Source organism: Pseudomonas sp. P4_C4, from assembly GCF_056402055.1.
On sequence record NZ_JBFUID010000010.1, the window covers coordinates 17,168 to 31,761 of the forward strand.

Annotated in this window: 9 protein-coding genes and 2 pseudogenes; 1 reads left to right on the forward strand and 10 read right to left on the reverse strand. The window is 59.5% G+C overall.

Annotated features, from left to right (window positions below):
• Positions 1-153: 153 nt before the first annotated feature.
• The 10 genes and pseudogenes from ihfB to mtnA all read right to left on the reverse strand — a co-directional run bounded on the left by ihfB (position 154) and on the right by mtnA (position 13,147).
• A pseudogene (ihfB, locus tag AC1DXW_RS07780) lies at positions 154-454 on the reverse strand (integration host factor subunit beta).
• Positions 455-759: 305 nt separating this feature from the next.
• Positions 760-2,451 (reverse strand): 30S ribosomal protein S1, encoded by a 1,692-nt coding sequence (gene rpsA, locus AC1DXW_RS07785; RefSeq protein ID WP_007973639.1) that lies wholly within the window; start codon positions 2,449-2,451, stop codon positions 760-762.
• Positions 2,452-2,571: 120 nt separating this feature from the next.
• Positions 2,572-3,261 (reverse strand): (d)CMP kinase, encoded by a 690-nt coding sequence (cmk, locus tag AC1DXW_RS07790; protein ID WP_008049002.1) that lies wholly within the window; start codon positions 3,259-3,261, stop codon positions 2,572-2,574.
• Positions 3,258-5,465 carry a bifunctional prephenate dehydrogenase/3-phosphoshikimate 1-carboxyvinyltransferase gene (locus AC1DXW_RS07795; protein ID WP_477759910.1) on the reverse strand — a complete coding sequence of 736 codons (2,208 nt, stop codon included), beginning with the start codon at positions 5,463-5,465 and terminating at the stop codon, positions 3,258-3,260. The genes cmk and AC1DXW_RS07795 overlap by 4 nt, the downstream gene beginning before the upstream one ends.
• 28 nt (positions 5,466-5,493) lie before the next feature.
• Positions 5,494-6,606: a histidinol-phosphate transaminase gene (hisC, locus tag AC1DXW_RS07800; RefSeq protein WP_477755924.1), complete on the reverse strand. Its 1,113-nt coding sequence runs from the start codon at positions 6,604-6,606 to the stop codon at positions 5,494-5,496.
• Between the two features lie 13 nt (positions 6,607-6,619).
• A complete protein-coding gene (gene pheA, locus AC1DXW_RS07805) occupies positions 6,620-7,714 on the reverse strand; it encodes a prephenate dehydratase (protein WP_477759896.1) in 1,095 nt (364 codons plus the stop codon).
• Positions 7,714-8,799: a 3-phosphoserine/phosphohydroxythreonine transaminase gene (gene serC / locus AC1DXW_RS07810; RefSeq protein ID WP_477759897.1), complete on the reverse strand. Its 1,086-nt coding sequence runs from the start codon at positions 8,797-8,799 to the stop codon at positions 7,714-7,716. Before serC ends, pheA begins: the two co-directional genes overlap by 1 nt.
• Positions 8,800-8,827: 28 nt before the next feature.
• Positions 8,828-8,908: pseudogene (locus tag AC1DXW_RS07815) on the reverse strand (outer membrane lipoprotein carrier protein LolA); the annotation flags it as partial.
• A 92-nt stretch (positions 8,909-9,000) separates the two neighbouring features.
• On the reverse strand, positions 9,001-11,655 hold the full coding sequence (gyrA, locus tag AC1DXW_RS07820) for a DNA gyrase subunit A (protein ID WP_056727165.1): 2,655 nt from the start codon (positions 11,653-11,655) through the stop codon (positions 9,001-9,003).
• A gap of 415 nt (positions 11,656-12,070) precedes the next feature.
• The gene (gene mtnA / locus AC1DXW_RS07825; RefSeq protein WP_477756069.1) at positions 12,071-13,147 is read right to left on the reverse strand and encodes an S-methyl-5-thioribose-1-phosphate isomerase; all 1,077 of its coding nucleotides are present in this window, start codon (positions 13,145-13,147) and stop codon (positions 12,071-12,073) included.
• A gap of 108 nt (positions 13,148-13,255) precedes the next feature.
• On the opposite strand from mtnA, the gene AC1DXW_RS07830 reads away from it, so the two are divergent.
• Positions 13,256-14,590, forward strand: coding sequence for a TRZ/ATZ family hydrolase (locus tag AC1DXW_RS07830; protein ID WP_477759898.1), 1,335 nt, complete (start codon positions 13,256-13,258; stop codon positions 14,588-14,590).
• Positions 14,591-14,594 lie beyond the last annotated feature (4 nt).

Genomic DNA, 14,594 nt, shown 5'->3' on the forward strand with positions numbered 1-14,594 from the left:
AAAATCGACAACTGAAGCTGTGGTGAAGAAAAACCTAAAAAGGAGATGACAACAAACTGCTGGTTTTCCAGCACGAAGAGCAGGCATGGAATTGATACAAACAACACAAACCCTGTGATCACGAATCGCTTGAAGCGGCTGCTGTCTCACCAACTAATCGTCACTGCAACCCTCCTCATCCTCATTCAGCCGATCACGCAATTCCTTACCCAGCTTGAAATGCGGAACGAACTTGCCATCGAGACTGAGACCGACCGGTTTTCGAATTGCGCCCCACCCTCGGGGAGCGATAGCGCAGAGAGAAACTGCCAAACCCACGGATCTCGATACGATCGCCGGTGGCCAGGCATTGGGACATTTGTTCAAGCAAGATCTTGATGGCCTGCTCCACATCCCTGGATGAGAGCAGCCCCTGACGGGTAACAATTCGCTCGATCAACTCCGACCTAGTCATAGCCCCCCCTTCTTTTTCAAGCAACCAGATCAGCGCTTCACAGCGCCTCAGCACACCCGGAGGATTTTGAACAGTGCAGCAGTTACCCCATCGTTCTCCTGCCAGGTATCTCGCCTGACCATCACTTACTTTCAGGCATAAGGCTAGCTGCAAATAAACGACTGATTCGACCAAGAAAGAGACAACCTGAGGAGCCCTGGATTTCATCAACAAACCCCGGCAGGCCAATATTCTGTTCAGCCCAGGTAAAATCCAGGCACAAAAAAGGGCGACCGAAGTCGCCCTTTTTTACAGAAAGCCAGAACTTAGTTCTGTTTTTCCATTTGTGCACGCAGCAGGTCACCCAGAGTGGTGGCCACAGGAGCGTCAGTAGCTACTGGCTTGTCGCGCAGGCTCTGGATTGCTTCTTTCTCGTCTTCAACGTCTTTCGACTTGATCGAGAGCTGAATTACACGGCTCTTGCGGTCAACGCTGATGATCTTGGCTTCTACTTCTTCGCCTTCTTTCAGAACGTTGCGCGCGTCTTCAACGCGGTCACGGCTGATTTCAGAGGCTTTCAGAGTCGCTTCGATATCGTCGGCCAGAGTGATGATGGCGCCTTTAGCGTCAACTTCCTTCACGATGCCTTTAACGATGGCGCCTTTGTCGTTCTCTTGAACGTACTCGGAGAACGGATCGCTTTCCAGCTGCTTGATACCCAGGGAGATGCGCTCGCGCTCTGGGTCAACCGACAGGATAACGGTGTCCAGCTCGTCGCCCTTCTTGAAGCGGCGAACGGCTTCTTCGCCCACTTCGTTCCAGGAGATGTCGGACAGGTGAACCAGACCGTCGATGCCGCCGTCCAGACCAATGAAGATACCGAAATCGGTGATCGACTTGATGGTGCCGGAGATTTTATCGCCCTTGTTGAACTGGCCAGAGAAATCTTCCCATGGGTTGGATTTGCACTGCTTGATGCCCAGGGAGATACGACGACGCTCTTCGTCGATGTCCAGAACCATGACTTCCACTTCGTCGCCGACTTGTACGACTTTCGAAGGGTGGATGTTCTTGTTGGTCCAGTCCATTTCGGAAACGTGTACCAGACCTTCAACGCCTTCTTCCAGCTCAGCGAAGCAGCCGTAGTCGGTCAGGTTGGTTACACGCGCGGTAACGCGAGTGCTTTCTGGGTAACGGGCTTTGATAGCAACCCATGGATCTTCGCCCAGTTGCTTCAGGCCCAGGGAAACACGATTGCGCTCGCGATCATACTTCAGAACCTTGACATCGATCTCGTCGCCAACGTTGACGATTTCGGAAGGATGCTTGATACGCTTCCAGGCCATGTCGGTAATGTGCAGCAGGCCATCGACGCCACCCAGATCGACGAATGCGCCGTAATCGGTGAGGTTCTTGACGATACCTTTGACTTGTTGGCCTTCCTGCAGGGATTCCAGCAGAGCTTCGCGCTCGGCGGAGTTCTCGGCTTCCAGGACGCTGCGACGGGAAACGACAACGTTGTTGCGCTTCTGGTCCAGCTTGATGACCTTGAATTCCAGCTCTTTGCCTTCCAGGTGCGTGGTGTCGCGCACTGGACGGACGTCAACCAGAGAACCTGGCAGGAACGCACGGATGCCGTTAACGTCGACAGTGAAGCCGCCTTTAACCTTACCGTTGATAACGCCCTTGACCACTTCTTCGGCTGCGAAGGCTGCTTCCAGAACAATCCAGCATTCAGCGCGCTTGGCTTTTTCACGGGACAGCTTGGTTTCACCAAAGCCGTCTTCAACCGAGTCCAGAGCAACGTGAACTTCGTCACCGACGTTGATGTTCAGTTCGCCAGCGTCGTTGTAGAACTGCTCAAGCGGGATGAGTGCTTCAGACTTCAGGCCAGCGTGAACGGTTACCCAGCGAGCCTGGTAATCGATATCAACGATAACACCGGTGATGATGGAGCCTGCCTGAAGGTTCAGGGTTTTTAGGCTTTCTTCAAAGAGTTCCGCAAAGCTTTCGCTCATTTTAATTCCTGTTGATGAGGGCGAAGAATACGCCCATCTCCACACCCCAGACGGTGTGGGTTAGTTTCATTTAAAAGAAGCCACCGCAGGACTATGACTGGTCCCCTGCGGCCCTCTTGGTCACCCGGCGATATCGCGAATGGCGATCTCGCTCATGATGCGTTCCAGCACCTGATCGATGGATAATTCCGTGGAATCCAGCTGTATGGCGTCAGCCGCCGGTTTGAGCGGGGCTACCGCTCGCTGGGTGTCACGCTCATCGCGCGCACGTATCTCATCTAGCAGACTCGACAGACTAACACCCTCGACTTTGCCCTTCAACTGCAAATATCGACGGCGTGCCCGCTCCTCGGCACTGGCGGTCAGAAAAATCTTCAATGGCGCGTCAGGAAAAACCACGGTGCCCATGTCGCGACCATCCGCCACAAGGCCCGGCGCCTCCTGAAAGGCTCGCTGGCGCTGCAGCAGCGCCTCGCGTACAGCGGGCAGCGCAGCCACCTGGGAAGCGCCGGAACCGACGCTTTCGGTGCGAATGACATCGCTGACTTCATCACCTTCCAGAATGATGCGTTGCAACTGACCATCCGTCGCCGCGATGAACTGCACATCCAGATGAGCGGCGAGTTTCTTCAGCAGCTCTTCATTGGTCAGGTCGACACCATGGTTATGCGCGGCGAAGGCCAGCAATCGGTACAACGCACCGGAGTCCAGCAGGTTCCAGCCCAGGCGCTTGGCCAGAATCCCGGCGACCGTGCCCTTGCCCGAACCGCTTGGCCCATCGATGGTGATGACCGGTGCAATGCTGATCACGACTGTGCCTCTTGTGCCACGCGAATACCGACCTGTGCGCACAGCGCCAGGAAATTCGGGAAGGACGTCGCGACGTTGGCGCAATCATGAATGCGGATCGGGGCACTGGCGCGCAGCGAAGCAACGCTGAACGCCATGGCGATACGATGATCACCATGACCGTGCACCTCACCGCCGCCGATCTGGCCGCCGTCGATGATGATGCCATCCGGGGTCGGCTCGCACTTGACGCCCAACGCCAGCAAGCCATCGGCCATGACCTGGATACGATCCGACTCCTTGACCCGCAGCTCTTCGGCGCCACGCAACACGGTGCGCCCTTCGGCACAGGCGGCGGCGACGAACAGCACCGGGAACTCGTCGATCGCCAGCGGAACCAGCGCCTCGGGAATCTCGATACCCTTGAGTTTAGCTGCACGTACGCGCAAGTCAGCTACCGGTTCGCCACCCACTTCACGCTGGTTTTCCAGGGTGATGTCGGCACCCATCAGGCGCAGGATGTCGATCACACCGGTACGGGTCGGGTTGATGCCAACGTGTTCCAGCACCAGCTCCGAACCTTCGGCGATCGAAGCCGCCACCAGGAAGAACGCCGAGGACGAAATATCACCTGGGACTTCAATATGGGTCGCGGTCAGCTTGTTGCCGGACTCGACCGATGCGGTCGCACCGTTGACCGTTACCGGGTAGCCGAAGCCACGCAGCATGCGCTCGGTATGGTCGCGGGTCGGAGCAGGCTCGGTAACCGTGGTCTTGCCTTCGGCATACAGACCGGCCAGCAGCAGGCAGGACTTAACCTGGGCACTGGCCATCGGCATGGTGTAGGTCAGACCCTTGAGCTTGTGGCCACCACGGATGGTCATCGGTGGACGACCTTCCGCGGCGGTTTCGATCACGGCGCCCATTTCACGCAGCGGATTGGCCACGCGATTCATCGGGCGCTTGGACAGCGAAGCGTCGCCGGTCAGGGTGCTGTCGAAGTTCTGCGCGGCCAGCAGGCCGGACAGCAAACGCATCGAAGTACCGGAGTTGCCCAGATAGATCGGGCCCGGTGCCGGCTTCAGGCCATGCAGGCCAACACCGTGAATGGTCACGCGACCGTGGTGCGGACCTTCGATCACGACGCCCATGTCACGGAATGCCTGCAAGGTCGCCAGGGCATCTTCGCCCTCGAGGAAACCTTCGACTTCGGTGACACCTTCAGCCAGGGAACCGAGCATGATCGAACGGTGGGAAATCGACTTGTCACCTGGTACGCGAATCCGACCGGACAGGCGGCCACCAGGTTGAGCCAGGAAAATCAGATCATTGGAATTCATAGCGTCCACATAGGCCCTGCGGGCCAGGATTTTACTGAAATGCTCGCGGGCAACCCGGGCGCGAGTGAATACGCCCAACAATTGGTGCCCATCCCCTGCATCGACCGCGTCGCGCAAGGCGTCGAGGTCACTGCGAAATGTATCGAGTGTGCGCAGGACAGCTTCGCGGTTGGCGAGGAAGATGTCGTGCCACATGACCGGGTCGCTTCCGGCGATTCTTGTGAAATCGCGGAAACCGCCCGCAGCGTAACGGAAGATCTCAAGATTTTCATTGCGCTTGGCCAACGAATCGACCAAGCCGAACGCCAGCAAGTGCGGCAGATGACTGGTCGCCGCCAAGACTTCGTCATGACGTTCGACCTGCATGTGCTCGACATCGGCGCCCAATTCGCGCCACAAACGGTCGACTACCGCCAGGGCTGCCGGATCGGTTTGCTCCAGCGGCGTAAGGATCACTTTATGACGACGAAACAGCTCGGCGTTGGAGGCTTCCACGCCGCTCTGCTCGGAACCGGCAATCGGATGGCCCGGCACGAACCGCACCGGCATGCCGCCGAACGCCTCGGTTGCCGCACGCACCACATTGCCTTTGGCGCTGCCGACATCGGTCAGGATCGCTTGCCCCAGATCCATGCTCGCCAAACGCGCGAGCACTTTTTCCATGGCCAGGATCGGCACCGCCAGTTGAATGACGTCGGCCCCCTGACAAGCAATGCCCAGGTCTTCCTCACAGCGATCCACCACACCCAATTCGACCGCGAGTTTGCGCGATTGCGGATCGAGATCGACCCCGACCACTTCCCGGCATATGCCGCTCTCACGCAAACCCTTGGCAAACGAACCGCCGATCAACCCAAGACCGACCACCACCAGGCGACCGATCATAGGTTCAGCAGATTGCAGCGCAGTGACATCAACCACGAGCCAGAACCTTGGTCAGCGCTTCAAGGAAGCGGCTGTTCTCTGCCGGCAGACCAATGGTGACGCGCAGGTGATTCGGCATGCCGTAGTTCGCTACCGGACGCACGATCACGCCTTCACGAAGCAAGCCCTGGAACACCGGCGCTGCAACCTGACCCAGGTCCACGCAAATGAAGTTGCCCCTTGACGGAATCCAGCTCAACCCCAATTCACGGAAACCCGCCTCCAGTTGCAGCATGCCAGCCTCATTCAGTTGACGGCTTTGCGCGAGATACTCTTCATCCTTCAACGCTGCACAGGCCGCAGCCAGAGCCAGGCTGTTGACGTTGAACGGCTGGCGTACACGGTTCAGCACGTCCGCGACCACCGCCGTGGACAAGCCATAACCCACGCGCAGTGCGGCCAGGCCATAGGCCTTGGAGAAGGTGCGGGAAACCAGCAGGTTCGGATAAGCCGCCAGGAAGTCCAGGCCGTCCGGCATATCGCTGCCTTCGGCGTACTCGATGTAGGCCTCGTCCAGCACCACCAGCACATGCTCCGGAACATCCTGCAGGAATTCGTCCAGCGCCTCGGCGTCGAACCAGGTCCCGGTCGGATTGTTCGGGTTGGCGATAAAGACCACACGGGTATTGGCATCGATCGCCGCCAGCATGGCGGGCAGGTCATGCCCCCAGTCCTTGGCCGGAACCACCTTGGCCTGCGCACCGACCGCCTGAGTGGCAATCGGGTAGACAGCGAACGCATGCTCGCTGAATACGGCATTCAGGCCCGGCGCCAGATAGGCGCGCGCCACCAGCTCAAGAATGTCGTTGGAGCCATTACCCAGCGTCACTTGATTCAGCTCGACACGGCACTGCTCGGCCAGCAGGGTCTTGAGCGCAAAACCGTTGCCGTCCGGATAGCGGGTCAGCTCGACCAGCGCATCGCGGATGGCCGCCAGCGCCTTGGGGCCGGCGCCCAGCGGGTTTTCGTTGCTCGCCAGTTTGACGATGCTGGCTGGATCGAGATCCAGCTCACGCGCCAGTTCGTCCACGGGTTTTCCCGGAACGTAAGGCGAAAGTTGTTGCACGCCCGGCTGCGCCAGAGCGAGGAAATTGCCACTCATTTGCTACCGCCCCTTACAGAACTGCTTTCGGGTAGGAACCCAGCACTTTAAGTGCCACTGCTTCCTGACTGATCTTTTCCAGCACACTTTTGACCAGTGGGTCGCGGTGGTGGCCAACGAAGTCGATGAAGAACACGTAGGTCCACTTGCCGCTGCGCGACGGACGAGTCTCGATTCGCGTCAGGTCGATGCCATTGTCGTGGAACGGCACCAGCAACTCGTGCAGCGCACCCGGCTTGTTGCTCATCGAAACGATGATCGAGGTCTTGTCGTCGCCAGTCGGCGGCACTTCCTGATTACCGATCATCAGGAAGCGCGTGGAGTTATCCGGACGGTCCTCGATTTTTTCGGCCAGACGGGTCAAGCCATACAGGCCGGCCGCCATGTCGCCGGCAATCGCCGCCGAGTTCCACTCGCCCTTGACCCGCTTGGCCGCTTCGGCGTTGCTGGACACCGCCACGCGCTCGACATTCGGGTAATGGGCGTCCAGCCACTTGCGGCACTGGGCCAGGGACTGGGCGTGGGAGTAGATACGGCTGATGCTGTCGGTCTTGGTGTTTTCACCGACCAACAGGTGATGGTGGATACGCAGTTCGACTTCGCCGCAGATCACCATGTCGTGCTCAAGGAAGCTGTCGAGGGTGTGATTGACCGCGCCTTCGGTGGAGTTTTCCACCGGCACCACGCCAAAATTCACCGCACCGGCCGCCACCTCACGGAACACTTCGTCGATCGCCGCCATCGGCTTGCTGATCACGGCGTGACCGAAGTGCTTCATGGCCGCCGCCTGGGTGAAGGTACCTTCAGGGCCGAGATAAGCCACTTTCAGCGGCTGTTCGAGCGCCAGGCACGAAGACATGATTTCGCGGAACAACCGCGCCATCTCTTCGTTGCCCAGCGGCCCCTGGTTACGCTGCATGACACGCTTGAGCACCTGAGCTTCGCGCTCAGGACGATAGAACACCGGCACTTCGCCTTCGGCCAGCGAGGCCATCTTTACTCGCGCGACTTCCTGGGCGCAGCGCGCACGCTCACTGATCAGCTCCAGGACCTTTTCGTCCAGGGCATCAATGCGCAGGCGCAGTGCCTTGAGTTCTTGCTCAGACATTAGCCGTGTTCCTTCTCGAACTCTGCCATGTACGAAATCAGCGCATTGACGGCGTTGATGTCGACGGCGTTATAGATGGAGGCGCGCATACCACCCACGGAACGGTGCCCCTTGAGGTTCAACAGGCCACGCTCATCGGCACCAGCCAGGAACGGCTTGTCCAGACGATCATCCGCCAGGCGGAACGGCACGTTCATCCACGAGCGGTCCGACTTGTTGATCGGGTTGCTGTATAGGCCGCTGGCATCGATGAAGCCGTACAGCGTGCGCTGCTTGACTTCGTTGAGCTTGCCGATGGCCTCGACGCCGCCCTGCTCTTTCAGCCACTCGAACACCAGGCCGGACAAGTACCAGGCCAGGGTCGGCGGGGTGTTGTACATCGAACCGTTATCGGCCGCGACCTTGTAGTCGAGCATGGTCGGGCACAGGGAACGAGCCTTGCCCAGCAGGTCTTCGCGAACGATGTTGACGACGATACCGCTCGGACCGATGTTTTTCTGGGCGCCGGCGTAAATCATGCCAAAACGCGAAACATCCACCGGGCGCGACAGGATGTCCGAGGACATGTCGGCGACCAGCGGAACATCACCGGTTTCCGGAATCCATTGGAATTCCAGGCCGCCAATGGTTTCGTTCGGCGCGTAGTGGACGTAGGCCGCGTCTTTCGACAGCTTCCATTCGTTCTGGCCGGGAATGGCGAAATAGTCGTAAGGCCTGGCGGTGCCGGCAACGTTGACGTGGCCGAAGCGTGAAGCTTCTTCGATGGCTTTCTGTGACCAGATACCGGTGTCGATATAGTCGGCCGAGCCGTTTTCCGGCAACAGGTTCAGAGGAATCTGAGCAAATTGCTGGCTGGCGCCACCTTGCAGGAACAGCACTTTATAGTTCGAGGGGATATTCAGCAGATCACGCAGATCCTGCTCGGCCTTGGTGGCGATGGACACGAACTCATCACTGCGATGGCTCATTTCCATGACCGACAGACCCTTGCCGTGCCAGTCGAGGAGTTCACCCTGGGCGCGCTGCAGGACAGCTTCGGGAAGCGCCGCAGGACCGGCACAGAAGTTATAGGCTCTCTTGCTCACATCCAATCTCGCTCTGATTTGGTGGTATCACTGTAGGAGCGAGCTTGCTCGCGAAAAACCTGAGAGCACAAGGGTGCACCAGACGCCCTGCGTTATCGTTGACGACCATCGCGAGCAAGCTCGCTCCTACATGGGATTTCAGTATTTCCGTACGGACAAACAACAAGGGGGCGAATTTTCATCCGCCCCCTGCTTACCCGCTTATTCCTGTGGTTCTTCGTCAGCGGCGGCGTCGAGTTGCTGGTCTTCGGCAACGTCGTCGATCACGACTTCACCGACAAACCCTTCACCCTCTTCACCTTCCAGCTCTTCGCCTTCGACTTCCGACGGCTCCTGAACCCGCTCCAGACCGACCAGCGTTTCATCGTTGGCCAGTTTGATCAGGGTCACGCCCTGGGTGTTACGACCCAGGCTGGACACTTCGTCGACACGGGTGCGCACCAGAGTGCCCTGGTCGGAAATCAGCATGATTTCCTCGCCGTCGAGCACCTGGACCGCACCGACCAGACGGCCGTTACGCTCGTTGCTGACCATGGCAATAACGCCCTGGCCGCCACGCTTGTACTCAGGGAACTCGGTGATCGCCGTGCGCTTGCCGTAGCCACGCGCCGAAGCTGTGAGGATCTGGCTGCCTTCTTCCGGGATCAGCATGGAAATCAGCTTCTGGCCTTCCGGCAGACGCATGCCGCGCACACCGCGGGCGGTACGGCCCATGGCACGAACGTCGGATTCCTTGAAACGGGTGACCTTGCCGCCATCGGAGAACAGCATCACTTCGCGCTCGCCATCGGTGATGGCCGCGGAAATCAGCACGTCGCCTTCGTCCAGCTCCAGCGCGATCAGGCCGACGCTGCGTTGACGGCTGAAGGATTCCAGCGGGGTCTTCTTCACGGTGCCGTTGGCGGTGGCCATGAAGATGTAGTGACCTTCGGTGTACTCCTCGACCGGCAGCATGGTGGTGATGTATTCACCGTCATCCAGCGGCAGCAGGTTGACCAGCGGACGACCACGGGCAGCACGTGACGCTTCAGGGATTTCGTAGGTTTTCAGCCAGTACACCTTGCCCTTGCTGGAGAACAGCAGCAGCGTGGTGTGGCTGTTGGCAACCAGCAGGTGAGCGATGTAGTCCTCATCCTTGACGCCGGTCGCCGACTTGCCTTTACCGCCACGACGCTGGGCCTGGTACGCAGCCAGCGGCTGGGTCTTGGCGTAGCCACCGTGGGAAATGGTCACGACGCGCTCTTCTTCCGGGATCATGTCACCCAGGGTCAGGTCGAGACGGGCATCGAGGATTTCAGTACGACGCACGTCGCCGTATTCGGCGCGAATCACTTCCAGCTCTTCGCGGATCACTTCCATCAGGCGCGTGGCGCTGTTGAGGATGCGGATCAGCTCGCCGATCTGGTTGAGGATCTCTTGATACTCGGCCAGCAGTTTTTCGTGTTCCAGACCGGTCAGGCGGTGCAGACGCAGTTCCAGAATGGCTTGCGCCTGTTCTGGCGACAGGAAGTACTTGCCGTCGCGCAGACCGTATTGCGGATCGAGGTTTTCCGGACGGCACGAATCGGCGCCGGCACGTTCAACCATCGCCACCACGGCCGAGGATTCCCAAGGCGTGCTGATCAGCGCTTCCTTGGCTTCCGACGGCGTTGGCGACGCCTTGATCAGGGCGATGACCGGGTCGATGTTCGACAGGGCAACCGCTTGACCTTCAAGGATATGACCACGCTCGCGCGCCTTGCGCAGTTCGAACACGGTACGACGGGTCACCACTTCGCGGCGGTGACGGACGAAGGCTTCCAGCAGGTCCTTGAGGTTCAGGATCCGCGGACGGCCGTCGATCAGCGCGACGATGTTGATACCGAACACCGCTTGCAGCTGGGTCTGGGCGTAGAGGTTGTTGAGGATGACCTCAGGCACTTCGCCGCGACGCAGCTCGATCACGACGCGCATACCGTCCTTGTCGGACTCGTCGCGCAGTTCGGTGATGCCTTCAAGCTTCTTCTCTTTGACCAGCTCGGCGATCTTCTCGATCAGACGCGCCTTGTTCAGCTGGTAAGGGAGTTCGGTGATGACGATCTGCTGGCGGCCACCGACCTTGTCGATGTCTTCGATCATCGAGCGGGCGCGCATGTAAATGCGCCCGCGACCGGTGCGGTAGGCTTCGATGATGCCGGCGCGACCGTTGATGATCGCGGCGGTCGGGAAGTCCGGACCGGGGATGTATTGCATCAGCTCGTCGACGGTCAGCTCAGGGTTGTCGATGAGCGCCAGGCAACCGTCGATGACTTCACCGAGGTTGTGCGGCGGAATGTTGGTCGCCATGCCTACGGCGATACCGCTGGAGCCGTTGACCAGCAGGTTGGGAATACGGGTCGGCATGACCGCCGGAATCATTTCGGTGCCGTCGTAGTTCGGCACCCAGTCCACGGTTTCTTTATGCAGGTCAGCCAGCAGCTCGTGCGCCAGCTTGGTCATGCGCACTTCGGTGTATCGCATGGCCGCGGCGTTGTCGCCGTCCACCGAACCGAAGTTGCCCTGGCCGTCTACCAGCAGGTAGCGCAGGGAGAATGGCTGTGCCATCCGAACGATGGTGTCGTACACCGCGGTATCACCGTGCGGGTGATACTTACCGATCACGTCACCGACAACACGGGCAGATTTCTTGTACGGCTTGTTGAAGTCGTTGCCCAGCTCGCTCATCGCGAACAGCACGCGCCGGTGCACGGGCTTCAAGCCATCGCGCGCATCCGGCAGTGCCCGCCCGACAATTACGCTCATCGCGTAGTCGAGGTAGGACTGCTTCAGCTCGTCTTCGATATTGACCGGGAGGATTTCTTTGGCCAGTTCGCCCATGAGAAGCCTGATTCCTTTTTCTGGTGAAACTTCGTCAGGACCAACGAAGCTCGCCGCTGCAGGCTCAGTGCCATGCATTGGCTTACGACAAATCAACGAGTTATGCCATGGATCTGCGCAGTAAAGATCACCCCGCGGGGCAACCTTGGAAACCGCCGGATGTTATCACAAGAGCCGCCACGCACCTATCCCCCAGACGCGCATGGAGAGTAGTTAGTTGACCGGTGACAGGCTTGAAGGGGACGAGAGAGGCTTAGAGCTGTGTTGAATGGAGAATTTGTGGCTGATTCGGGTTGATTCATTGGGTTTGACGGCCCCATCGCGAGCAAGCTCGCTCCCACAGTGTTTGCGGTACACACAAAACCTGTGGGAGCGAGCTTGCTCGCGATGGCGGCTTACCAGACACCAAAGATTATCAATGCAGACGCTTACGGCACATCAACTGCGCCATCTTCGCCGTATCCGGGCGCTCGACGATGCCTTTTTCGGTGACGATCGCATCGATCAGATCCGCCGGCGTCACGTCGAACACCGGGTTGAAGGCATTGACGTCAGCCCCGACGCGCTTGCCACCGACCTCCAGCAACTCGCGACCATCACGCTCTTCAATCGGAATGTCATCGCCACTGGCCAGGTTCATGTCGATGGTCGAACTCGGCGCCACCACCATGAAGCGCACGCCGTGGTGCATGGCGTTGACCGCCAGTTGATAGGTGCCGATCTTGTTGGCCACGTCGCCATTGGCGGTGATCCGGTCAGCGCCGACGATGACCCAGGTAGGGCCTTTGGTCTTCATGATATGCGCGGCGGCGGAATCGACATTGAGGGTCACGGGAATGCCTTCATTGGCCAGCTCCCATGCGGTCAGCCGCGAGCCCTGCAGCCATGGGCGGGTTTCGTCGACATAGACCTGCTCGATCATACCTTCGATGAATGCACCACGAATCACCCCCAGCGCCGTGCCAAAGCCGCCCGTGGCCAGTGCGCCGGTGTTGCAGTGGGTGAGGATCGCCTGGGCGTTGCCCTGATGCTTGCGGATCAGGTCCACACCCAGCTGGGCCATGGTCAGGTTGGCTTCGCGATCACTTTCGTGAATGGCGATGGCCTCGGCCTCCAGTGCCTCCAGCGGATCGGCATTGTTTTTCAGGCGATCGAGCCGGTCGTGCATGCGGCCCAGCGCCCAGAACAGGTTGACGGCGGTAGGACGGGAATCGGCCAACAGCATGAAATCCTCTTCCAGTGCAGCGTACCAGTCACCCCCTTCGGCAATCCGGGCGCGGGCTGCCAGTACGATGCCATAAGCCGCACTAATACCAATAGCCGGAGCGCCGCGCACCACCATCGAGCGGATGGCCTCGGCCACACCCGCTGCACTGGTGTAGGCAATCCAGGTTTCCTCGAACGGCAAAATACGCTGATCCAGCAGATGGAGAGCGCCATCACGCCAATCGATGGCCTTTACCTTTTCCGCAGCCAACAGTCGATCGCGCATCCCTCACCCCGCACTCATGAACAAAAGCCGCCGATTATAGCGATCCCCCCGCGAAGACGCTCGGGTATACTTCGCCATCCCATACAAAAGCACTGGAACCGACCCTCGATGCCGAACACTGCCGCTGCGCTCGACCTGTTATTGCTGCCGACCTGGCTGGTACCCGTCGAACCCGCTGGTGTTGTCCTCAAGGAACATGGCGTGGGCATCCGTGATGGACGCATCGTGTTTATCGGCCCACGTTCCGCCGCGCTGAAGCTTAACGCAACCGAAACCCGCGAATTGCCCGACATGCTGCTCAGCCCCGGCCTGATCAATGCCCACGGGCACGCGGCGATGACGCTGTTCCGTGGCCTGGCCGATGATCTGCCATTGATGACCTGGCTGGAAAACCATATCTGGCCCGCCGAGGCCAAATGGGTCGATGAAGCTTTCGTGCGCGACGGTACCGACCTTGCCATCGCCGAGCAAATCAAAGGCGGCATCACCTGTTTCTCTGACATGTACTTCTTCCCGAAGGTTGCCAGCGAGCGCGTGCACAACAGCGGCATTCGCGCGCAAATCGCGATTCCGATCCTCGACTTCCCGATTCCGGGGGCCGCCACGGCGGACGAAGCCATTCGTCAGGGCGTTGAACTGTTTGGCGATCTCAAGCACCACGAACGCATCAAAATCACCTTCGGCCCCCATGCACCCTACACCGTAGGCGACGAAAACCTGGAAAAAATCCGGATGATCGCCGAGGAACTGGACGCTTCGATCCACATGCACGTGCATGAAACCGCCTTCGAAGTACAACAATCGGTCGAGCAGCGCGGTGAACGACCACTGGCCCGACTGGCGCGCCTGGGTTTGCTGGGACCGCGCTTCCAGGCGGTTCACATGACCCAGATCAGCGAAGAAGACCTGGCGCTGCTGGTAGAAAGCAACAGCAATGTGATTCATTGCCCGGAGTCGAACCTGAAGCTGGCCAGCGGGTTCTGCCCGGTCGAGCGTTTGTGGCAGGCCGGGGTCAATGTTGCGGTCGGCACCGATGGCGCGGCCAGCAACAATGACCTGGACCTGCTCGGCGAAACCCGCACCGCGGCCCTGCTGGCCAAGGCTGTCGCCGGCTCGGCCACCGCGCTGGATGCCCATCGTGCCTTGCGCATGGCCACCCTCAATGGCGCCCGGGCACTGGGTATCGAGGCCGAAGTCGGTTCGCTGGAAATCGGCAAGGCCGCGGACATGGTGGCTTTCGACCTCTCCGGCCTGGCCCAGCAACCGGTCTACGAACCGGTTTCGCAGCTTATATATGCCACCGGCCGCGACTGCGTGAAACACCTTTGGGTTGCCGGCAAGCAGTTGCTCGACGACCGTCGCCTGACACGCCTGGATGAACAACAGCTTGGCGCTGTCGCGAGGGCCTGGGGCCAGCGCATCAGCGGCCGCACCGAATCGTAAGCAC

Bases quoted from the DNA above. Each gene is read 5' to 3' on its own strand.
- rpsA (WP_007973639.1), bottom strand. From the start codon at position 2,451: ATGAGCGAAAGCTTTGCGGAACTCTTTGAAGAAAGCCTAAAAACCCTG.
- AC1DXW_RS07795 (WP_477759910.1), bottom strand. From the start codon at position 5,465: ATGATCGGTCGCCTGGTGGTGGTCGGTCTTGGGTTGATCGGCGGTTCG.
- hisC (WP_477755924.1), bottom strand. From the start codon at position 6,606: ATGAGTGGCAATTTCCTCGCTCTGGCGCAGCCGGGCGTGCAACAACTT.
- pheA (WP_477759896.1), bottom strand. From the start codon at position 7,714: ATGTCTGAGCAAGAACTCAAGGCACTGCGCCTGCGCATTGATGCCCTG.
- gyrA (WP_056727165.1), bottom strand. From the start codon at position 11,655: ATGGGCGAACTGGCCAAAGAAATCCTCCCGGTCAATATCGAAGACGAG.
- mtnA (WP_477756069.1), bottom strand. From the start codon at position 13,147: ATGCGCGATCGACTGTTGGCTGCGGAAAAGGTAAAGGCCATCGATTGG.
- AC1DXW_RS07830 (WP_477759898.1), top strand. From the start codon at position 13,256: ATGCCGAACACTGCCGCTGCGCTCGACCTGTTATTGCTGCCGACCTGG.